This window comes from Aeromicrobium phoceense (assembly GCF_013868155.1).
In the GTDB taxonomy this organism is placed as follows: domain Bacteria; phylum Actinomycetota; class Actinomycetes; order Propionibacteriales; family Nocardioidaceae; genus Aeromicrobium; species Aeromicrobium phoceense.
On the sequence record NZ_JACEOG010000001.1, the window covers coordinates 1,170,098 to 1,188,318 of the forward strand.

The window sequence follows — 18,221 nt, forward strand, 5'->3', positions numbered from 1 at the left end:
CTTGCGACGACCCCCGTGCCGACCGGCGCGGGGGTCGTCGGCGTTCTGTGGAGGTCCCGATCGTGCCTGCTAGCGTCGCCGACATGCTCCTGTCCGAGGTCACCACGCTCCGTCTGGGCGGCCCGGCCCGCTCGGTCGTCGAGGCGACCACCGAGGACGAGCTGATCGCCGCCGTACGCGCCGCGGACGAGGCCGCGGAGCCCGTCCTGCTGGTCGGCGGCGGCAGCAACCTCGTGGTCTCCGACGCAGGCTTCGAGGGCACCGTGGTGCTCGTCCGCACGCGCGGCATCGACGTCTCGGCCGACGCCTGCAGCGGCGCGATGGTCACCGTGGCGGCCGGGGAGAGCTGGGACGACTTCGTCGCCCACGCCGTCGCCCACGACTGGGAGGGCGTCGAGGCGCTCGCCGGGATCCCCGGCTCGGTCGGTGCCACCCCGATCCAGAACGTCGGCGCCTACGGCCAGGAGGTCGCCGACACGATCGTCAGCGTCCGCACGTGGGACCGTGCCGAGAAGCGGGTCCGCACGCTGATGTTCACCGACCTCGGGTTCGGCTACCGCCACAGCCGCTTCAAGGACGAGCCGGATCGGTTCGTGGTCCTCACCGTGGCGTTCCAGCTGCGCTTCGCCGGAGCGCTGAGCGCGCCCGTGCGCTACGCCGAGCTCGCCCGGCACCTGGGCGTGGAGGTCGGCGCCCGCGCGCGCCTGGCGCAGGTGCGCGAGACGGTGCTGGCGCTGCGGCGCGGCAAGGGCATGGTGCTCGACCCCCAGGACCACGACACGTGGAGCGCGGGGTCGTTCTTCACGAACCCGATCCTCACGGCCGACGAGGCCGCGAAGCTGCCGTCCGGGGCACCCCGGTTCGAGCAGGCCGACGGCTCGGTCAAGACGAGCGCGGCGTGGCTGATCGACCACGCGGGCTTCGAGAAGGGCTTCGGCCGGGGGCCCGTGGCGCTCTCCGGCAAGCACGTGCTCGCCCTGACGAACCGCGGCGGTGCCACCACGGCCGACCTGCTGGCACTGGCGCGCGAGGTCCGCGACGGAGTCGAGCGCGAGTTCGGGATCCGGCTGGTCAACGAGCCGGTGCTCGTCGGCGGCGACCGGCTCTAGGGCCGCCGCCGACGGCGCTCAGGCGAACAGCGAGATGAGCGAGAGCTCGGAGTAGTCCGAGCTGGTGTCCGAGGACGCGACGCCGGCGATGATCAGCACGATGAAGAACGCGAACGCGACGATGCCCAGGATCAGCAGCACCGTGCCGATGATGCCCAGGATGCGTCCGGCCTGCGCCTCGCCGCGACCGTCGTAGACGCCCGGGTTGGCGTCGATCTCGGCCACGGCGCGGTTGCCCATGACCCACGCGAAGGGCGCGAGGACGCTGCAGACGATGAGGCCGAGGATGCCCAGGATCAGCACCAGGGTGGCCTTCGGGTGCTTCGGCGGGGGACCGCCCCACTGCGGCTGGCCGGCGTAGGGCTGGCCGGGGCCGGGAGGCTGCGCGCCGTAGGGCTGCTGGCCGGGGTACGGCTGCTGCTGGCCCGGGTACGGCTGCTGCTGCCCGGGGTACGGCTGCTGCTGCGGAGGCTGGGAGGACTGCTCGGGACCCGTCGGGTCGTTCGGCTGCTGGCCGGAGGGGTCGCCCGGGTACGACGGCGGCTGGTTCTCGCTCATGGGGTCATCGTTCCACGTTCGTCGGCCAGCCAGGCCTCGACACCCGCGAGTGCCGACGTCCTCAGGTCCTCGGGCGCCTGTGAGGCGCGCAGCGAGCGACGCGCCAGCTCCGCGAGCTCCTCGTCGCTGAAGTTCTGGGCCGCGCGCAGCAGGGCGTACTGGCCGGCCAGCCGGGTGCCGAACAGCAGCGGGTCGTCGGCCCCGAGGGCCACGTCGACCCCGGCCGCCATCAGCTCGCGCACCGGCACCTCGTCGATCGTGGCGTAGACGCCGAGCGACACGTTGGAGGCCGGACAGACCTCGAGCCCGATGCCGGCGTTCGCGATCGACTCGAGCAGGCGCGGGTCCTCCGCGGCGCGCACGCCGTGGCCGAGCCGGTGCGGGGCGAGGTGGGTGAGGCACTGGCGTACGTGCTCGGGGCCGCGGAGCTCACCGCCGTGGGGCACCAGCACCAGTCCCGCCCGGTCGGCGATGCGGAACGCAGGGCCGAAGGCCGAGGTGTCGCCGCGCCGCTCGTCGTTCGACAGCCCGAAGCCGTGGACGCCGCGCCCCGCGTACTGGCCGGCGAGCCGGGCGAGGGTGCGGGCGTCGAGGGGGTGGCGCGTGCGGTTCGCCGCGATGATCACGCTCATCCCGAGGCCCGTCGAGGCGGAGGCGTCGCGGACCGCGTCGATGACCAGGTCGGTGAACGCGGTGATCCCGCCGAACTTCGCGGCGTACCCTGAGGGGTCGACCTGGATCTCGGTCCAGACGCAGCCGTCGGCGCGATCGTCCTCGGCGGCCTCGCGGACGAGCCGGCGCACGTCGCCCTCGGTGCGCAGCACGGAGCGGGCCACGTCGTAGAGCCGCTGGAAGCGGAACCAGCCCTTCTCGTCGGCCGCGGAGAGCTGCGGCGGCCACTCCTCGACGAGGGCCGAGGGCAGGTGCACGCCGTCGCGCTCGGCCAGCTCGATCAGCGTGCCGTGGCGCATCGAGCCGGTGAAGTGCAGGTGCAGATGTGCCTTGGGGAGAGTCGTCAGCGGCCGCACGCGGCCATCGTGCCACGCGGCCCGGACGGGGGTTCGGGCAGCGCCGGGGACGCCCGGTTTCGCTTTCGTGGGCGAGGTGCGTACACTTGACGAAACCGGCGAAACTACCCTGTTTCGTCATGCCCGGAATCGGGCGGAGGGCACTGGCGCAACTGGTAGCGCATCGGTCTCCAAAACCGAAGGTTGGGGGTTCAAGTCCCTCGTGCCCTGCAAGGTCGGCCCCGAGCCGGCACCGTTCGACGAAGGAGCACCGTGAGCGAGAATCACGAACTGGCAGGGACGCGCACCAAGCGCACGTCCCCGCTGACGTTCTACCGCCAGGTGGTCGCCGAGCTGCGCAAGGTGGTGTGGCCGACCCGTCCGCAGGTCGTCAACTACTTCTTCGTCGTGCTCGTCTTCGTGCTGATCATGATGGCGTTCGTCGCCGCGCTGGACTACGGGTTCGGCAAGGCCGCCTTCGCCATCTTCGCCTAGACCAAGGACTGAAACCTCTGTGACCTCCGAATTCGACGAGAACGACGCGCCCGTGGACCAGACGTCCACCGAGGAGGCGTCGGTCGACGAGACCCCCGCCGCCGACGGCGTGGACGAGGTCGCTGACGTCGACACCGACGCCACCGACTCCGACGACACCCCGGCCGACGAGACCGAGGGCGACGACGACACCGCCGAGGCCCCCGCGGCCGAGGACGAGGCCGCCGCCGACCCGCTGCAGGAGTTCCGCGACCGCCTCTGGAGCCAGCCCGGCGACTGGTACGTGATCCACACGTACGCCGGCATGGAGAAGCGCGTCCAGCAGAACCTCGAGAACCGCAAGGTCGCCCTCAACGCCGAGGACTTCATCCACGAGATCGTCGTCCCCACCGAAGAGGTCGCCGAGATCAAGAACGGCCAGCGCAAGCTCGTGCGCCGCACCGTGCTCCCGGGCTACGTGCTCGTGCGCATGGACCTGACCGACGACTCCTGGGGCGTCGTGCGCCACACCCCGTCGGTCACCGGCTTCGTCGGCAACGCCCACCAGCCGGTGCCGCTCAGCCTCAGCGAGGTCGAGAAGATGCTGGCCCCCGCGGTCGAGGCCGAGGTCGCCGCCGAGGCCACCGAGAGCGCCGAGAAGACCCAGCAGGCTGCCGCCGCCAAGGTCGAGTTCAGCGACTTCGCCGCGGGCGACTCGGTGCTCGTCATCGACGGCCCGTTCGCCACGCTGCACGCCACGATCACCGAGATCAACATCGACGGCCAGAAGGTCAAGGGCCTCGTCGAGATCTTCGGGCGCGAGACCTCGGTCGAGCTCCCGTTCGACTACATCCAGAAGGTTTGATCGCCCCGCGATCAAAGGTCAGGTCACCGCACTGAACGAGCGGTGACGGACTCAGAACGAACAACCAGTTAGAAGGACCCGAAATGCCTCCCAAGAAGAAGGTCGCGGCTGTCGTCAAGGTGCAGCTGCAGGCCGGCAAGGCCAACCCGGCGCCGCCCGTCGGCACCGCGCTCGGCCCGCACGGCGTCAACATCATGGACTTCTGCAAGGCGTACAACGCCCAGACCGAGTCCATGGCCGGCAACGTCATCCCCGTCGAGATCACGATCTACGAAGATCGCTCGTTCACGTTCGTCACCAAGACGCCCCCGGCCGCCGAGCTGATCAAGAAGGCCGCCGGCCTCTCCAAGGGCTCGTCCGTGCCGAACACCGACAAGGTCGGCAAGCTGACCAAGGATCAGGTGCGCGAGATCGCCCAGACCAAGATGCCCGACATCAACGCCAACGACATCGATGGCGCGATGAAGATCGTCGAGGGAACCGCCCGCTCCATGGGCGTCACCGTCGAGAAGTGATCACCCTCGGCGGTCCTCCGACCGCCGATCCCCGTGGGAGGGCCAGCTGGGCCCGCACCACACCTGGTAGCAACAGACAGCAATGTCTTGGAAATGAAGGAAACCAGTCATGACACAGCACAGCAAGGCGTACCGCGCCGTCGCCGAGAAGATCGACCGCGACGCCCTGTACACGCCCCTGCAGGCCACCACCCTGGCCAAGGAGTCCGGCTCCAAGAAGTACGACTCGACCGTCGACGCCGTCGTGCGTCTCGGCGTCGATCCCCGTAAGGCCGACCAGATGGTGCGCGGCACCGTCAACCTGCCGCACGGGACCGGCAAGACCGCCCGGGTCCTGGTCTTCGCCACCGGCGCCAACGCCGATGCCGCTCGTGAGGCCGGCGCCGACTTCGTCGGTGCCGACGAGCTCGTCGACAAGATCAACGGCGGCTGGCTCGACTTCGACGCCGTCGTCGCCACGCCCGACATGATGGGCAAGGTCGGCCGCCTGGGCCGCGTCCTCGGTCCGCGCAACCTGATGCCGAACCCGAAGACCGGCACCGTCACCACCGACGTCGCCAAGGCCGTCGGCGACATCAAGGGCGGCAAGATCGAGTTCCGCGTCGATCGTCACGCCAACGTGCACTTCGTGGTGGGCAAGGCGTCGTTCACCGCCGAGCAGCTCGCCGAGAACTACGGCACGGCGATCGAGGAGATCCTGCGTCTCAAGCCGGCCAGCTCGAAGGGCCGCTACATCAAGCGGGCCACCATCTCCACCACGAACGGCCCCGGCATCCCGGTCGACCCGACGCGCGCGCGCAACTTCGCGTCCGACGACGAGGCCTGAGCCAGCAGTTCAGCCGACGACGCCGCCCTCCGCACGGAGGGCGGCGTCGCGTCTTTCCCGGGCCCGGGCCCGCGGGCCGGGCATGATGGGGCGATGACCGATCGACGCCCCCGCTGGGTCTACGAGGCCGGCGACGAGCCCGACCCGCGCTTCAGCCTGGCCAACGAGCGGACGTTCCTGGCCTGGGTCCGGACGTCGATCGGGATCATGGCCGGTGCCGTCGCGCTGTACAGCCTCGAGCTGCCCGGGCCCGACGGCCCCCGCACCGTCGTGCTCGTGCTCCTGCTCACCCTTGCCGCCGGGTGCGCGGTGATGTCGTGGCTGCGCTGGGCGAAGGTCGAGCGCGCCATGCGCCGACGCGAGCCCTTGCCGGCCTTCACGTCCGCGCCGGTGGTCGCGCTCGCGCTCGTTCTCATGGCCATCGTCCTGGCCTTCGTGGTCGTCGTCTGAGCGAGCGGAGCACGGCGAACGCCCTCTCGGTGAGGAAACGGCGAGTACTGTCGCAGGCATGAGGAAGTCGCTCAAGGTCTCGCTCGCCGCCACGATCCTGGCGCTCACCTCCGCCTGCGGTGCCGGTGGTGCCGATCTCACCGCCGCCGACGGCACGTCGAGCCCGGCGAAGGCAGCAGCGGCCGCGGCCGCTGCCGATCCGCTCACGCAGGAGAACTTCGTCGAGCGGCTCACGGCGGCCCAGCTCGCCGCCGGCAGTGCCCACGTCGAGATGGACGACGGGGTCGACATGCGCGGCGACGTCCGTCTGGCCGAGGACCTCGAGGGCACGGAGGCGCGGGTCACGATGGGCGCCGGACCGATGCTGATGGACCTGCGGGTCGTCGACGGCATCGTCTACCTCAAGCTGGGCGAGCTCAGCGGTGGCAAGTTCATCCGGGTGGACCTGAACGATCCGAAGGACCCCGTCGGCCAGCACTTCGGATCCATGGCCGGGCAGGTCGATCCCACGAAGCAGCTGAAGGTGTTCAGCGACGCGCTCGTCGAGTTCGACGACCAGGGACCCGGCGGCGAGATCGACGGCGTCGAGACCACGAAGCTGCGGCTCGTGCTCGACGCCTCCAAGGCGCTCCAGGACCACGAGGCGGGCGGCCCCGGCCTCGGCGCCAAGGCCCCGAAGCAGCTCGAGTACACCCTCTACGTCGGCTCGGACGACCTGCTGCGCCGGCTGACGATGGACATCGCGGGCTCCACGAAGACGATGGACTGGTCCAAGTGGGGCGAGCCCGTCGAGGTGAAGGCCCCGCCGGCCGACCAGGTCACCGACAGCAGCCGGCTGGGCGACCTGGGGCGCCTCATGGAGGGCTCCCGGAAGAGCTGATCCGGGCCCGATTTGGAGGAACGGCGGGCCGCCACCTAGACTGGCGGAACCGAAGACCGCCGGTGGTGTCTCCCACGAGTCACCCGAAGTGCCCGTCAGGGCGACCCGCGCAGGTGCAGATCAGGGTTCGTCCCTGCGTTCACATGAGCGTCCTGTGCCCACGCACGGGGCGCTTTTCTCGTGCAGGCGTTCTTCGCATGACAGTGAAGGAGACCCATGGCACGCCCGGACAAGGCAGCAGCCGTCGCCGATCTCGCGGAGAGCTTCCGCGAGTCCAACGGCGCGGTGCTCACCGAGTACCGCGGCCTCAACGTCAAGCAGCTGCAGGATCTGCGGCGCGCGCTTGGCGATGCCGCGAGCTATGCCGTCGCCAAGAACACGCTGACCAAGATCGCCGCCAAGGACGCCGGAATCGAGCTCGACGAGTCGTTGCTCACCGGCCCCACCGCGATCGCCTTCATCACGGGCGACGCGGTCGAAGCGGCAAAGGGTCTGCGCGACTTCGCGAAGGCTAACCCCTCTCTCGTCGTCAAGGGCGGCTTCCTCGATGGGAAGCAGCTCGACGCCGAGGAGATCACGAAGCTGGCCGACCTCGAGTCGCGCGAGGTCCTCCTCGCCAAGCTCGCGGGTGGCTTGAAGGCCAACCTGGCCAAGGCCGCGGGGCTGTTCAACGCTCCGCTGTCGCAGGCAGCCCGCACCTTCGCGGCGCTGCAGGCGAAGGCCGAAGCCGATCCGTCGGTCCTGGCTGCGGGAGCTCCCGCCGCCGAGACCGCCGAGCAGGCACCCGCCGACGAGGCCCCCGCGGCCGAGTCGGCCACCGAGAACGTCGAGACCGACGTCACCGAGGGCTGAACCGCCCCGATTCCCATCGGGACCCCCTCGGGGTCTCATTGCAGAAAGGACGCCAAAAATGGCGAAGCTGAGCACCGACGAACTGTTGGACGCCTTCAAGGAGATGACGCTGATCGAGCTCTCTGAGTTCGTGAAGCAGTTCGAGGACACCTTCGAGGTCACCGCTGCTGCCCCGGTCGCCGTGGCCGCTGCGGGCGCCCCCGCCGCTGGTGGCGGCGACGCCGCCGCTGCCGAGGAGAAGGACGAGTTCGACGTCGTCCTCGAGGCTGCCGGCGACAAGAAGATCCAGGTCATCAAGGAGGTCCGTGGCCTCACGAGCCTGGGCCTCAAGGAGGCCAAGGATCTCGTCGAGAGCGCCCCCAAGGCCGTCCTGGAGGGCGTCAACAAGGACGCTGCCGAGAAGGCCAAGGAGGCCCTCGAGGCCGCCGGCGCCACGATCACCCTCAAGTGATCCACGGCTGACTGCTCGCGCGAGAGCGCTCGTTCCCCTCGGGGGACGGGCGCTTTCGCCGTTTCCGGGGGAGTCTGAATTCGCCGGGAGCAAAGGGGAAACGAACGATCGTTCCCGATCATCGCGACGATGTCAAGACCCGGGGTTGATTTCGGTGTGTCGTCGCGATAGCATGAAGGTTCGCGCCTACTTTGTCATGCCCTTGAACGGTCCTGCCCGCTGTGTGCAGGACTTGACGGGGTCCCCGAAGCATGCGCGCGCACGGCACCTGTCGTGCGGGTTGGGCGGCGTGAGCCGCGCAACACAACTGAAGAGTACAGAACCGCCACGTTCATCGCATGCGAGTTCCTTCGGAAGGACTTCTCTTGGCCGCCTCGCGTACCGCCGCACCCACGAACACCACCTCGCGCATCTCGTTCGCGAAGATCGCAGAACCGCTCGAGGTTCCTGAACTTCTCTCCCTGCAGACCGACAGCTTCGACTGGCTGATCGGCAGCGACGCCTGGCGCGAGCGCGTCGAGGCCGATCTGGCCGCCGGACGCAACGACGTCTCGGCCAAGTCCGGCCTGGAGGAGATCTTCGAGGAGATCAGCCCCATCGAGGACTTCTCCGAGACGATGAGCCTGTCCTTCCGCGACCACCGGTTCGAGCCGGCGAAGTACTCGGTCGAGGACTGCAAGGACCGCGACGTCACCTACGCCGCCCCGCTGTTCGTCACCGCCGAGTTCATGAACAACGAGACCGGCGAGATCAAGAGCCAGACCGTCTTCATGGGCGAGTTCCCGCTCATGACCGACAAGGGCACCTTCATCATCAACGGCACCGAGCGTGTCGTCGTCTCCCAGCTCGTCCGCTCGCCGGGCGTGTACTTCGAGCGCACCCCCGACAAGACGTCCGACAAGGACATCTTCACGGCGCGCGTCATCCCGTCGCGCGGTGCGTGGCTGGAGTTCGAGATCGACAAGCGCGACATCGTCGGCGTCCGTCTCGACCGCAAGCGCAAGCAGTCCGTCACCATGCTGCTCAAGGCGCTGGGCTTCACCGAGGACGCGATCCTCGAGCAGTTCGGCCAGTACGAGTCCATCCGCATCACGATGGAGAAGGACTCGGTCCGCAGCGAGATCGTGCGCGAGGAGCTCGAGAAGAAGGCTCGCGACGCCGCCGTCACCACCGAGACGGTCGACGCCGAGGTCACGCGTCGCTCGCTCATCGACATCTACCGCAAGCTGCGTCCGGGCGAGCCGCCGTCGGTCGAGGCCGCGCAGACCCTGCTCGAGAACTACTACTTCAACCCGAAGCGGTACGACACGGCCAAGGTCGGTCGCCACAAGATCAACAAGAAGCTCGGCACCGACGCCGCGTTCGACCAGCAGACGCTGACGCTCGACGACGTCGTGGCCACGATCCGCTACGTCGTGGCACTGCACGACGGCGCCACCGAGCTCGAGACCCCGGCCGGCACCGTCCCGGTCGAGGCCGACGACATCGACCACTTCGGCAACCGTCGTATGCGCACGGTCGGCGAGCTGATCCAGAACCAGCTCCGTACCGGCCTGGCCCGCATGGAGCGTGTCGTGCGCGAGCGGATGACGACCCAGGACGTCGAGGCCATCACGCCGCAGACCCTGATCAACATCCGTCCGATCACGGCCGCGCTGAAGGAGTTCTTCGGCACCAGCCAGCTGTCGCAGTTCATGGACCAGAACAACCCGCTCGCGGGCCTGACGCACAAGCGTCGTCTGTCGGCCCTCGGCCCGGGTGGTCTGTCGCGTGAGCGCGCCGGCTACGAGGTCCGCGACGTCCACCCGTCGCACTACGGCCGCATGTGCCCGATCGAGACCCCGGAAGGTCCGAACATCGGCCTGATCGGCTCGCTCGCGTCGTTCGGACGGATCAACCCGTTCGGCTTCGTCGAGACGCCGTACCGCCGCGTCATCGACGGCAAGGTCAGCACGCAGATCGACTACCTCACCGCCACGGATGAGGACCGCTACATCGTCGCCCAGGCGAACTCGATCCTCAACGAGGACGGCTCGTTCGCCGAGGACGCCGTGCTGGTGCGCCAGCGTGGCGGCGAGGCCGAGCTCCGCCCGGCCGAAGAGGTCGACTACATGGACGTCTCGCCGCGCCAGATGGTGTCGGTCGCGACCGCCCTGATCCCGTTCCTCGAGCACGACGATGCGAACCGCGCGCTCATGGGCGCCAACATGCAGCGTCAGGCCGTCCCGCTGATCCGCAACGACGCCCCGCTCGTCGGCACCGGCATGGAGTTCCGTGCCGCCGTCGACGCCGGTGACGTCACCGTCGCCAAGAAGCCCGGCGTCGTCAAGGAGGTCTCGGCGGACTCCGTCGAGATCATGGAGGACGAGGGCACGTACACCACGTACCGCTTGGCGAAGTTCCGTCGCTCGAACCAGGGCACCTGCACGAACCAGCGCCCGCTGGTCCGTGAGGGTCAGCGGGTCGAGGTCGGCACGCCGCTGGCCGACGGTCCCTGCACCGACGAGGGCGAGATGGCGCTGGGCACCAACCTGCTCGTCGCCTTCATGCCCTGGCAGGGCCACAACTACGAGGACGCGATCATCCTGTCCCAGCGCGTCGTCCAGGACGACCTGCTGACCTCGATCCACATCGAGGAGCACGAGGTCGACGCCCGCGACACGAAGCTGGGCCCGGAGGAGATCACGCGCGACGTCCCGAACGTCAGCGAGGAGACCCTCGCCAACCTCGACGAGCGCGGCATCATCCGCATCGGCGCCGAGGTCGGCAACGGCGACATCCTCGTCGGCAAGGTCACGCCCAAGGGCGAGACCGAGCTGACCCCCGAGGAGCGCCTGCTGCGCGCGATCTTCGGCGAGAAGGCGCGCGAGGTGCGCGACACCTCGCTCAAGGTCCCGCACGGCGAGTCCGGCACCGTCATCGGCGTGCGCGTCTTCGACGCGTCCGAGGGTGACGAGCTCAGCCCCGGCGTGAACCAGCTGGTGCGTGTCTACGTGGCCCAGAAGCGCAAGATCAGCCACGGTGACAAGCTCGCCGGCCGTCACGGCAACAAGGGCGTCATCGCGAAGATCCTGCCCGTCGAGGACATGCCGTTCCTCGAGGACGGCACCGCGGTCGACATCGTGCTCAACCCGCTGGGCGTGCCCGGTCGAATGAACGTCGGTCAGGTCCTGGAGAACCACCTCGGGTGGATCGCCAAGGCCGGCTGGGAAGTTCCGGCCGAGAACAAGGAGGAGTGGGCCGAGCGCCTGCGCAAGATCGGTGCCGACACGGCCCCCGCGAACACGAACATCGCCACCCCGGTGTTCGACGGTGCGCGCGAGGACGAGATCTCCGGTCTGCTCTCCAACACGCGTCCGAACCGCGACGGCGACCGCATGGTCGGCCCGGACGGCAAGGCGCGTCTGTTCGACGGTCGCACCGGCGAGCGGTTCCCCGATCCCATCAGCGTCGGCTACATGTACATGCTGAAGCTGCACCACCTGGTCGACGACAAGATCCACGCGCGCTCGACCGGCCCGTACTCGATGATCACCCAGCAGCCGCTCGGCGGTAAGGCCCAGTTCGGTGGCCAGCGCTTCGGTGAGATGGAGGTCTGGGCCCTCGAGGCCTACGGCGCCGCGTACGCGCTGCAGGAGCTGCTGACGATCAAGTCCGACGACATCGTCGGTCGCGTCAAGGTGTACGAAGCCATCGTGAAGGGCGAGAACGTCCCCGAACCGGGTATCCCCGAGTCGTTCAAGGTTCTCGTCAAGGAGATGCAGTCCCTGTGTCTCAACGTCGAAGTGCTCTCCGCCGACGGCTCCGCCGTCGAGATGAAGGACTCCGAGGAGGAGTTCTTCCGCGCTGCCGAAGAGCTCGGTATCGACCTGTCCCGCCGCGAGCCGTCGTCCGTCGACGAGCTCTGAGCACCACCGATACCGACCACTTCGACTCTGCTCCATCTTTGAAAGGGAAAGAAGACACCGTGCTCGACGTGAACTTCTTCGATCAGCTCAAGATCGGTCTCGCGACCGCCGACGACATCCGCAACTGGTCGTTCGGCGAGGTCAAGAAGCCGGAGACGATCAACTACCGCACGCTCAAGCCCGAGCGTGACGGACTCTTCTGCGAGAAGATCTTCGGTCCCACCCGGGACTGGGAGTGCTACTGCGGCAAGTACAAGCGCGTGCGCTTCAAGGGCATCATCTGTGAGCGCTGCGGCGTCGAGGTGACCCGCTCCAAGGTGCGCCGTGAGCGGATGGGCCACATCGAGCTCGCCGCCCCGGTCACGCACATCTGGTACTTCAAGGGCGTGCCGAGCCGGCTGGGCTACCTGCTGGACCTGGCGCCGAAGGACCTGGAGAAGGTCATCTACTTCGCGGCCTACATGATCACCTCGGTCGACGACGATGCGCGTCATCGTGACCTCGACAGCCTCGAGGGCAAGATCCGCCAGGAGATCGACCAGATCGAGAACCGCAAGAACGGCGCGATCAACGCCCGGGCGATCAAGCTCGAGGAGGACGTCGCGGCGCTCGAGGCGGAGGAGGCCAAGGCGGCCGAGCTGCGCAAGGTCCGCGATGCGGCCGAGCGTGAGATGGGCCAGCTGCGCGATCGCCACGACCGTGAGATCGCGCGCATCCAGGAGGTCTGGGACCGGTTCAAGAACCTCAAGGTCCAGGACCTCGAGGGTGACGAGCTGCTGTTCCGCGAGATGCAGTACCGCTTCGGCAAGTACTTCGAGGGCTACATGGGCGCTGCGGCGATCCAGAAGCGCCTGCAGGACTTCGACCTCGACGCCGAGGCCGAGCTGCTGCGCGAGATCATCGCCACGGGCAAGGGTCAGCGCAAGACCCGTGCCCTCAAGCGCCTCAAGGTCGTCTCGGCCTTCATGGGCAGCGAGAACAACCCGGCGGGCATGGTCCTGGACGCCGTCCCGGTGATCCCGCCGGAGCTGCGCCCGATGGTCCAGCTCGACGGTGGCCGTTTCGCGACGTCCGACCTGAACGACCTGTACCGCCGCGTCATCAACCGCAACAACCGCCTCAAGCGACTGCTCGACCTCGGCGCGCCCGAGATCATCGTCAACAACGAGAAGCGGATGCTGCAGGAGGCCGTGGACTCGCTGTTCGACAACGGCCGTCGTGGCCGTCCCGTCACGGGTCCGGGCAACCGCCCGCTGAAGTCGATCTCTGACATGCTCAAGGGCAAGCAGGGTCGCTTCCGTCAGAACCTGCTCGGCAAGCGCGTCGACTACTCGGGCCGTTCGGTCATCGTCGTCGGCCCGCAGCTCAAGCTGCACCAGTGCGGTCTGCCCAAGCAGATGGCGCTCGAGCTGTTCAAGCCGTTCGTGATGAAGCGTCTGGTCGACCTGAACCACGCGCAGAACATCAAGAGCGCGAAGCGCATGGTCGAGCGTGCTCGCCCGGTCGTGTGGGACGTGCTCGAAGAGGTCATCACCGAGCACCCCGTGCTGCTGAACCGCGCGCCCACCCTGCACCGTCTGGGCATCCAGGCGTTCGAGCCGCAGCTCATCGAGGGCAAGGCCATCCAGATCCACCCGCTCGTCTGCTCGGCCTTCAACGCCGACTTCGACGGTGACCAGATGGCCGTGCACCTGCCGCTGTCGGCCGAGGCGCAGGCCGAGGCCCGCGTCCTGATGCTCTCGACGAACAACATCCTCAAGCCGTCGGACGGCCGGCCGGTCACCATGCCCACCCAGGACATGATCATCGGTCTGTACTTCCTCACGCTCGACCGTGACGGTCACGTGGGCGAGGGCCGTGCGTTCAGCTCGCCCTCCGAGGCGACGATGGCGTTCGAGCGGGGCGAGATCACGCTGCAGAGCAAGGTCAAGATCCGCATCAACGGCGAGATCCGCGACACGACGCTCGGCCGGGCGATCTTCAACGACACGCTCCCGGACGACTACCCGTTCGTGAACTTCCAGGTCGGCAAGAAGGAGCTCGGCGTCATCGTCAACGACCTCGCCGAGCGCTACAGCAAGGTCGACGTGGCCGTCGCGCTGGACAACCTGAAGGACGCCGGCTTCCACTGGGCGACCCGCTCGGGCGTCACCATCTCGATGGACGACGTGGTCAGCCCGCAGGAGAAGGGCAAGATCCTCGAGAAGTACGAGGGTCAGGCCGCCAAGGTGCAGCAGCAGTTCGACCGCGGTCTCATCACCGAGGACGAGCGTCGCCAGGAGCTCATCGAGATCTGGACCCAGGCCACGGCCGAGGTCGCGGGCACGATGGAGGAGATGTTCAAGGCCAGCGGGGACAACCCGATCTGGATGATGGTCAACTCCGGTGCTCGAGGCAACATGATGCAGCTGCGTCAGATCGCCGCCATGCGAGGCCTGGTCGCCAACCCGAAGGGCGAGATCATCCCGCGCCCGATCAAGGCGAACTACCGCGAGGGCCTGTCGGTCGTCGAGTACTTCATCGCGACCCACGGCGCTCGTAAGGGCCTGGCCGACACCGCGCTGCGTACGGCCGACTCGGGTTACCTGACCCGTCGTCTGGTCGACGTCAGCCAGGACGTCATCATCCGCGAGGAGGACTGCGGCACTGAGCGTGGTCTGCCCAAGGTGATCGCGACGCGCCTCGACGACGGCACCCTCGTGGCCGCCGAGAACGTCGAGACCTCGGCCTACGCCCGCAACGCCGCGGTGGACATCGTCCACCCGGAGTCGGGCGAGGTGCTGGTCGGTGCGGGCGAGGACCTCGGCGACGTCGAGATCCACCAGCTCATCGCCGCCGGCGTCGAGTCGATCAAGGTGCGCACGGTCCTGACCTGCGACGCCAAGACCGGCACGTGCGCCAAGTGCTACGGCCGTTCGCTGGCCACCGGCAAGCTCGTCGACATCGGCGAGGCCGTCGGCACCATCGCGGCCCAGTCGATCGGTGAGCCCGGTACCCAGCTGACGATGCGTACCTTCCACACCGGTGGTGTGGCCGGTGACGACATCACGCACGGTCTGCCGCGCGTCGTCGAGCTCTTCGAGGCTCGTCAGCCCAAGGGCAAGGCGCCGATCACCGAGGCCGCCGGTCGCGTCACGATCGACGACTCCGACAAGGGTCGCAAGATCGTGGTCACGCCCGACGACGGTGCCGAGCCGATGGAGTACCCCGTCACGAAGCGCGCGCGCCTGCAGGTGCAGGACGGCGACTCGGTCGAGGTCGGCGACCAGCTCACGCACGGTACGCCCGATCCGCAGGAGGTCCTGCGCATCCTGGGTGTCCGCAAGGCGCAGGAGCACCTCGTGGACGAGGTCCAGGAGGTCTACCGCAGCCAGGGCGTGGCGATCCACGACAAGCACATCGAGATCATCGTGCGCCAGATGCTCCGTCGCGTGACGGTCATCGAGCAGGGTGACGCGAAGCTGATCCCCGGCGATCTCGCGGACCGCGCGATCTTCGAGGAGGAGAACCGTCGCGTCGTCGCCGAGGGTGGCACCCCCGCCTCCGGCCGTCCGGTCCTGATGGGCATCACGAAGGCCTCGCTGGCCGTCGAGTCCTGGCTGTCGGCCGCCTCCTTCCAGGAGACGACCCGCGTCCTCACCGAGGCCGCGATCCAGGGCAAGTCGGACTCGCTGCGCGGTCTGAAGGAGAACATCATCATCGGCAAGCTGATCCCGGCCGGCACCGGCCTGGAGCGGTACCGCAACATCCGGGTCGAGCCGACCGAGGAGGCGCGTCAGAACGCCTACGCGGTCACCGGCTACGACAGCTTCGACTACCAGTTCGGAGCCTCGGACGCGGCGCCGGTGGCGTTGGACGACTACGACTTCAGCTTCGACAAGTGAGTCACTGAGTCACGCGAAGGGGCCCTGCCGATCCGGCAGGGCCCCTTCGTCATGCTCGGGGTGGGCGGTGGGTCAGCGGAGGTGGTGTCCCAGCGGGCGGTGGTGCCGCGACGGGTAGGCCGGCTCGAGGCCGCGGTCCCACACGTCCGGGTGCTCGCCCTGGAAGTGGTCGGTGTCCTCGCTGGGGTCGCGGAACATCCAGGTCAGTCGCGGCTCGAAGACCGGCCGGAACACCGTGGCCACCGGCTTGGTCATCAGCAGGTTCGCCACGATGAGCGCCGTGACGATGCAGCCGAGCACGGCGGTCGCGCCGTAGGGCTCGATCCGGGCCCACAGGTCGTAGTGGCGATCGAGCCACAGGATGACGAAGCCGTGCAGCAGGTAGCAGTAGAAGGTGCGGCCGCCGAGCGTCGTGGTCCACGAGCGACCCCGCGGGATGAGCGACAGCGCCGCGAGGGTCAGCACCAGCGCGATGACCATCAGCAGCGCGCGGATCGCGACGCCCTCGAGCGGCGCCGCGTCGAGCTCGTCGTAGCGCGCCTTCCACAGCAGCCAGGTCGTGGTGGGCCAGCGGTCGGCCCACGACTGGGCGAAGAGCTGGCAGGCGACGAACGCACCGACCAGCAGCGCCACCGAGACGATGCGGATCCGGGTGCGCCCGAGTCGCAGGAACATGTCGCGGTCGAAGTGCAGGCCGATCACGTAGAACGGCAGCAGTCCCAGCACCTTCGGCAGAGCGAGGACGTTGGGGATCTCGATCAGGCCGGCCAGCAGGGAGATCAGGACAGCGGTCGTGATCGGGTACTTCAGCGCCCGCCAGATGGGCGTGGTGAGCCGCCAGATGAACAGGGCCGCGAGGAACCAGCCGAGCCACTGCGGCGACAGGATCATCAGGTATTCGGGCTCGCCGTCGTAGTGGCGGGTGATCAGCTGCAGTCCGGTCTCGACGATCAGGTACGGCACGATCAGGGTGGAGACGATCCGGCGGATCTGGCGGAAGTCGCCGACGTAGTGCCGGGCGGTGTAGCCCGAGATCAGCACGAAGAACGGCATGTGGAACGAGTAGATCCACGTGTAGACGCCCCGCGCGGAGTCCATCACCACCAGCTCGGTGAGCGAGTGCCCGATCACGACCAGGAGCATGACCCAGTACCGCGCGTTGTCGAGGTACGCGACACGTTCCTTCGGCGCTGAGGTGCTGACCGGCAGCGGATCGAGGCGGCTCATCGCCTCGACTCTAGTAGTTCCCGGCCACGCCGCAGCCCGTGCGATTCCGCGTGGGATCAGGCCGGAGGCGTCAGGAAGAGCGAGAGGTAGTTGCCCCGCGCGGAGAGCGTGTGCACCGTGCGCACGCCGGTGCCGTCGGCCCTCGTGCCCCACGTCGTGATGATGACCTCGTTGAGGTCGGCCACGACGTCGCGCTCGAGGGCGCCCTCGACGCGCTCGCTGGTGAAGGTCTCGGCGACCTCCGTGGCGATGGAGGCGCGCAGCGTGGTCATCGTGGCGAACGGCGGACGCTGTCCCGACAGCAGGACGGTGGCGCTCGACGGCGGCAGGTAGCCGTCGATGACGGGCTCGGTGGCCGGGGCGTCCTCGTCCATCTTGGGCCAGATCCAGTCGGTCTTCTCGGTGGTGTCCTCGACCTCGACGGGGTCCTCGAGCTCCTCGGGAGTGCGATCCTCCTGGCCGGTGCGGGGATCGCCGACGTAGGAGAGGTCGAGGCGCATCACGGGCCGCTCGAGCGAGGCGAAGTTGCCGGTGCGGGTGGAGACGCGTCCGGGATCCACGGTCAGGTGCACGCGCAGGTCGCGCCCGCCCGGGCTCGTGCCGGTGATGTCGAGGTCGCAGCCCGTGACGCGGCGGTCCTTCGCCTGGCAGTACGCGGACAGGTCGTCGGTGACGATGTCGGACTCGGGCAGCAGGACGTCGAGCTCGGCGAGCATCCGGCGCACGACGAGCGTCGGGTTGCCGTCGACGCGCATCAGCGAGACGAACGTGTCGGGCTTCGGCGGATCGTCGAGGTCCTCGAAGAGGTCGCCCTCGGGGCGGGTGTCCACGGTGGGCGTCGGTGTGGGGGTGGGCGTGGTGTCGGTGCCCTCCTCCTCGGCCTCCTCCGCGTCCTCCAGCGCCTGCTCCGCGCGCACCGCGTCGAGCTCGGGCTTGAAGGCGTCGATCAGGCGCTCGTTGCGGTAGCGAACCAGGGGACCGAGCTGGGTGGCGCCGGCGGGAACGCTCAGCCCGTAGGCGATCGGGCTCGCCGGACCGGACTCGTGCGAGTCGATCTCGGGCGGCACGGTGGTGCGGTCGGCGCTCGGCACACCCCCGTCGGACGTGCAGCCGGTCAACGTCAGGAGCGCCGTCGTCGCGGCGATGGCAGCAGTCAGACGGCGCATCGAATCCCTTGGTAGATGTGGACCACCCAAGGTTACAAGGTGGCGCCGT

15 protein-coding genes and 1 tRNA gene are annotated in these 18,221 nt (G+C 68.6%); 12 read left to right on the plus strand and 4 right to left on the minus strand.

The genetic code is table 11. The annotated features are described in order from the left end of the window. Positions 1 to 83: 83 nt before the first annotated feature. A complete protein-coding gene (locus H1W00_RS05570; protein WP_181756185.1) occupies positions 84 to 1,109 on the plus strand; it encodes a UDP-N-acetylmuramate dehydrogenase in 1,026 nt (341 codons plus the stop codon). Positions 1,110 to 1,127: 18 nt separating this feature from the next. On the opposite strand, the gene H1W00_RS05575 is transcribed toward H1W00_RS05570, so the two are convergent. Together H1W00_RS05575 and H1W00_RS05580 are read right to left on the minus strand one after the other, a co-directional pair. After that, positions 1,128 to 1,667: a DUF4190 domain-containing protein gene (locus tag H1W00_RS05575; RefSeq protein WP_181754393.1), complete on the minus strand. Its 540-nt coding sequence runs from the start codon at positions 1,665 to 1,667 to the stop codon at positions 1,128 to 1,130. Next, entirely contained in the window at positions 1,664 to 2,695 is a 1,032-nt protein-coding gene (locus H1W00_RS05580; protein WP_181754395.1) for an adenosine deaminase, read from the minus strand. The genes H1W00_RS05575 and H1W00_RS05580 overlap by 4 nt, the downstream gene beginning before the upstream one ends. A gap of 137 nt (positions 2,696 to 2,832) precedes the next feature. Here H1W00_RS05580 and H1W00_RS05585 point away from each other — a divergent pair. The 11 genes from H1W00_RS05585 (at position 2,833) to H1W00_RS05635 (ending at position 15,779) form a co-directional block, all read left to right on the plus strand. Then, positions 2,833 to 2,905: transfer RNA gene (locus H1W00_RS05585), tRNA-Trp, on the plus strand. Between the two features lie 42 nt (positions 2,906 to 2,947). Continuing rightward, positions 2,948 to 3,169: a preprotein translocase subunit SecE gene (secE, locus tag H1W00_RS05590; protein ID WP_181754397.1), complete on the plus strand. Its 222-nt coding sequence runs from the start codon at positions 2,948 to 2,950 to the stop codon at positions 3,167 to 3,169. A gap of 19 nt (positions 3,170 to 3,188) precedes the next feature. Continuing rightward, positions 3,189 to 4,013: a transcription termination/antitermination protein NusG gene (gene nusG / locus H1W00_RS05595; RefSeq protein ID WP_181754399.1), complete on the plus strand. Its 825-nt coding sequence runs from the start codon at positions 3,189 to 3,191 to the stop codon at positions 4,011 to 4,013. Positions 4,014 to 4,096: 83 nt separating this feature from the next. Beyond that, entirely contained in the window at positions 4,097 to 4,528 is a 432-nt protein-coding gene (gene rplK / locus H1W00_RS05600; protein WP_181754402.1) for a 50S ribosomal protein L11, read from the plus strand. Between the two features lie 109 nt (positions 4,529 to 4,637). Next, on the plus strand, positions 4,638 to 5,354 hold the full coding sequence (gene rplA, locus H1W00_RS05605; RefSeq protein WP_181754404.1) for a 50S ribosomal protein L1: 717 nt from the start codon (positions 4,638 to 4,640) through the stop codon (positions 5,352 to 5,354). Positions 5,355 to 5,447: 93 nt separating this feature from the next. Beyond that, the gene (locus tag H1W00_RS05610; protein ID WP_181754406.1) at positions 5,448 to 5,804 is read left to right on the plus strand and encodes a YidH family protein; all 357 of its coding nucleotides are present in this window, start codon (positions 5,448 to 5,450) and stop codon (positions 5,802 to 5,804) included. Between the two features lie 58 nt (positions 5,805 to 5,862). Next, positions 5,863 to 6,684 carry an SCO4651 family lipoprotein gene (locus H1W00_RS05615; RefSeq protein ID WP_181754408.1) on the plus strand — a complete coding sequence of 274 codons (822 nt, stop codon included), beginning with the start codon at positions 5,863 to 5,865 and terminating at the stop codon, positions 6,682 to 6,684. Positions 6,685 to 6,900: 216 nt separating this feature from the next. Next, entirely contained in the window at positions 6,901 to 7,536 is a 636-nt protein-coding gene (rplJ, locus tag H1W00_RS05620) for a 50S ribosomal protein L10 (protein WP_181754410.1), read from the plus strand. A 58-nt stretch (positions 7,537 to 7,594) separates the two neighbouring features. Further along, positions 7,595 to 7,987, plus strand: coding sequence for a 50S ribosomal protein L7/L12 (gene rplL, locus H1W00_RS05625; RefSeq protein WP_181754411.1), 393 nt, complete (start codon positions 7,595 to 7,597; stop codon positions 7,985 to 7,987). Positions 7,988 to 8,352: 365 nt separating this feature from the next. Continuing rightward, positions 8,353 to 11,895: a DNA-directed RNA polymerase subunit beta gene (gene rpoB / locus H1W00_RS05630; RefSeq protein WP_206679974.1), complete on the plus strand. Its 3,543-nt coding sequence runs from the start codon at positions 8,353 to 8,355 to the stop codon at positions 11,893 to 11,895. A gap of 59 nt (positions 11,896 to 11,954) precedes the next feature. Then, the gene (locus tag H1W00_RS05635; protein ID WP_181754416.1) at positions 11,955 to 15,779 is read left to right on the plus strand and encodes a DNA-directed RNA polymerase subunit beta'; all 3,825 of its coding nucleotides are present in this window, start codon (positions 11,955 to 11,957) and stop codon (positions 15,777 to 15,779) included. Between the two features lie 72 nt (positions 15,780 to 15,851). Here H1W00_RS05635 and H1W00_RS05640 read toward each other — a convergent pair whose 3' ends face one another. Next, positions 15,852 to 17,006, minus strand: a complete 1,155-nt coding sequence (locus tag H1W00_RS05640; RefSeq protein WP_181754418.1) for an acyltransferase family protein — start codon at positions 17,004 to 17,006, stop codon at positions 15,852 to 15,854. 56 nt (positions 17,007 to 17,062) lie between these two features. Then, complete coding sequence (locus H1W00_RS05645; protein ID WP_181754421.1) at positions 17,063 to 18,172, minus strand: hypothetical protein; 1,110 nt, start codon at positions 18,170 to 18,172, stop codon at positions 17,063 to 17,065. Positions 18,173 to 18,221 lie beyond the last annotated feature (49 nt).

Coding starts and splice junctions, on each gene's coding strand:
- H1W00_RS05570 (WP_181756185.1), top strand. CDS start 84: ATGCTCCTGTCCGAGGTCACCACGCTCCGTCTGGGCGGCCCGGCCCGC.
- H1W00_RS05575 (WP_181754393.1), bottom strand. CDS start 1,667: ATGAGCGAGAACCAGCCGCCGTCGTACCCGGGCGACCCCTCCGGCCAG.
- rplK (WP_181754402.1), top strand. CDS start 4,097: ATGCCTCCCAAGAAGAAGGTCGCGGCTGTCGTCAAGGTGCAGCTGCAG.
- rplA (WP_181754404.1), top strand. CDS start 4,638: ATGACACAGCACAGCAAGGCGTACCGCGCCGTCGCCGAGAAGATCGAC.
- H1W00_RS05610 (WP_181754406.1), top strand. CDS start 5,448: ATGACCGATCGACGCCCCCGCTGGGTCTACGAGGCCGGCGACGAGCCC.
- H1W00_RS05615 (WP_181754408.1), top strand. CDS start 5,863: ATGAGGAAGTCGCTCAAGGTCTCGCTCGCCGCCACGATCCTGGCGCTC.
- rplJ (WP_181754410.1), top strand. CDS start 6,901: ATGGCACGCCCGGACAAGGCAGCAGCCGTCGCCGATCTCGCGGAGAGC.
- rplL (WP_181754411.1), top strand. CDS start 7,595: ATGGCGAAGCTGAGCACCGACGAACTGTTGGACGCCTTCAAGGAGATG.
- H1W00_RS05640 (WP_181754418.1), bottom strand. CDS start 17,006: ATGAGCCGCCTCGATCCGCTGCCGGTCAGCACCTCAGCGCCGAAGGAA.
- H1W00_RS05645 (WP_181754421.1), bottom strand. CDS start 18,172: ATGCGCCGTCTGACTGCTGCCATCGCCGCGACGACGGCGCTCCTGACG.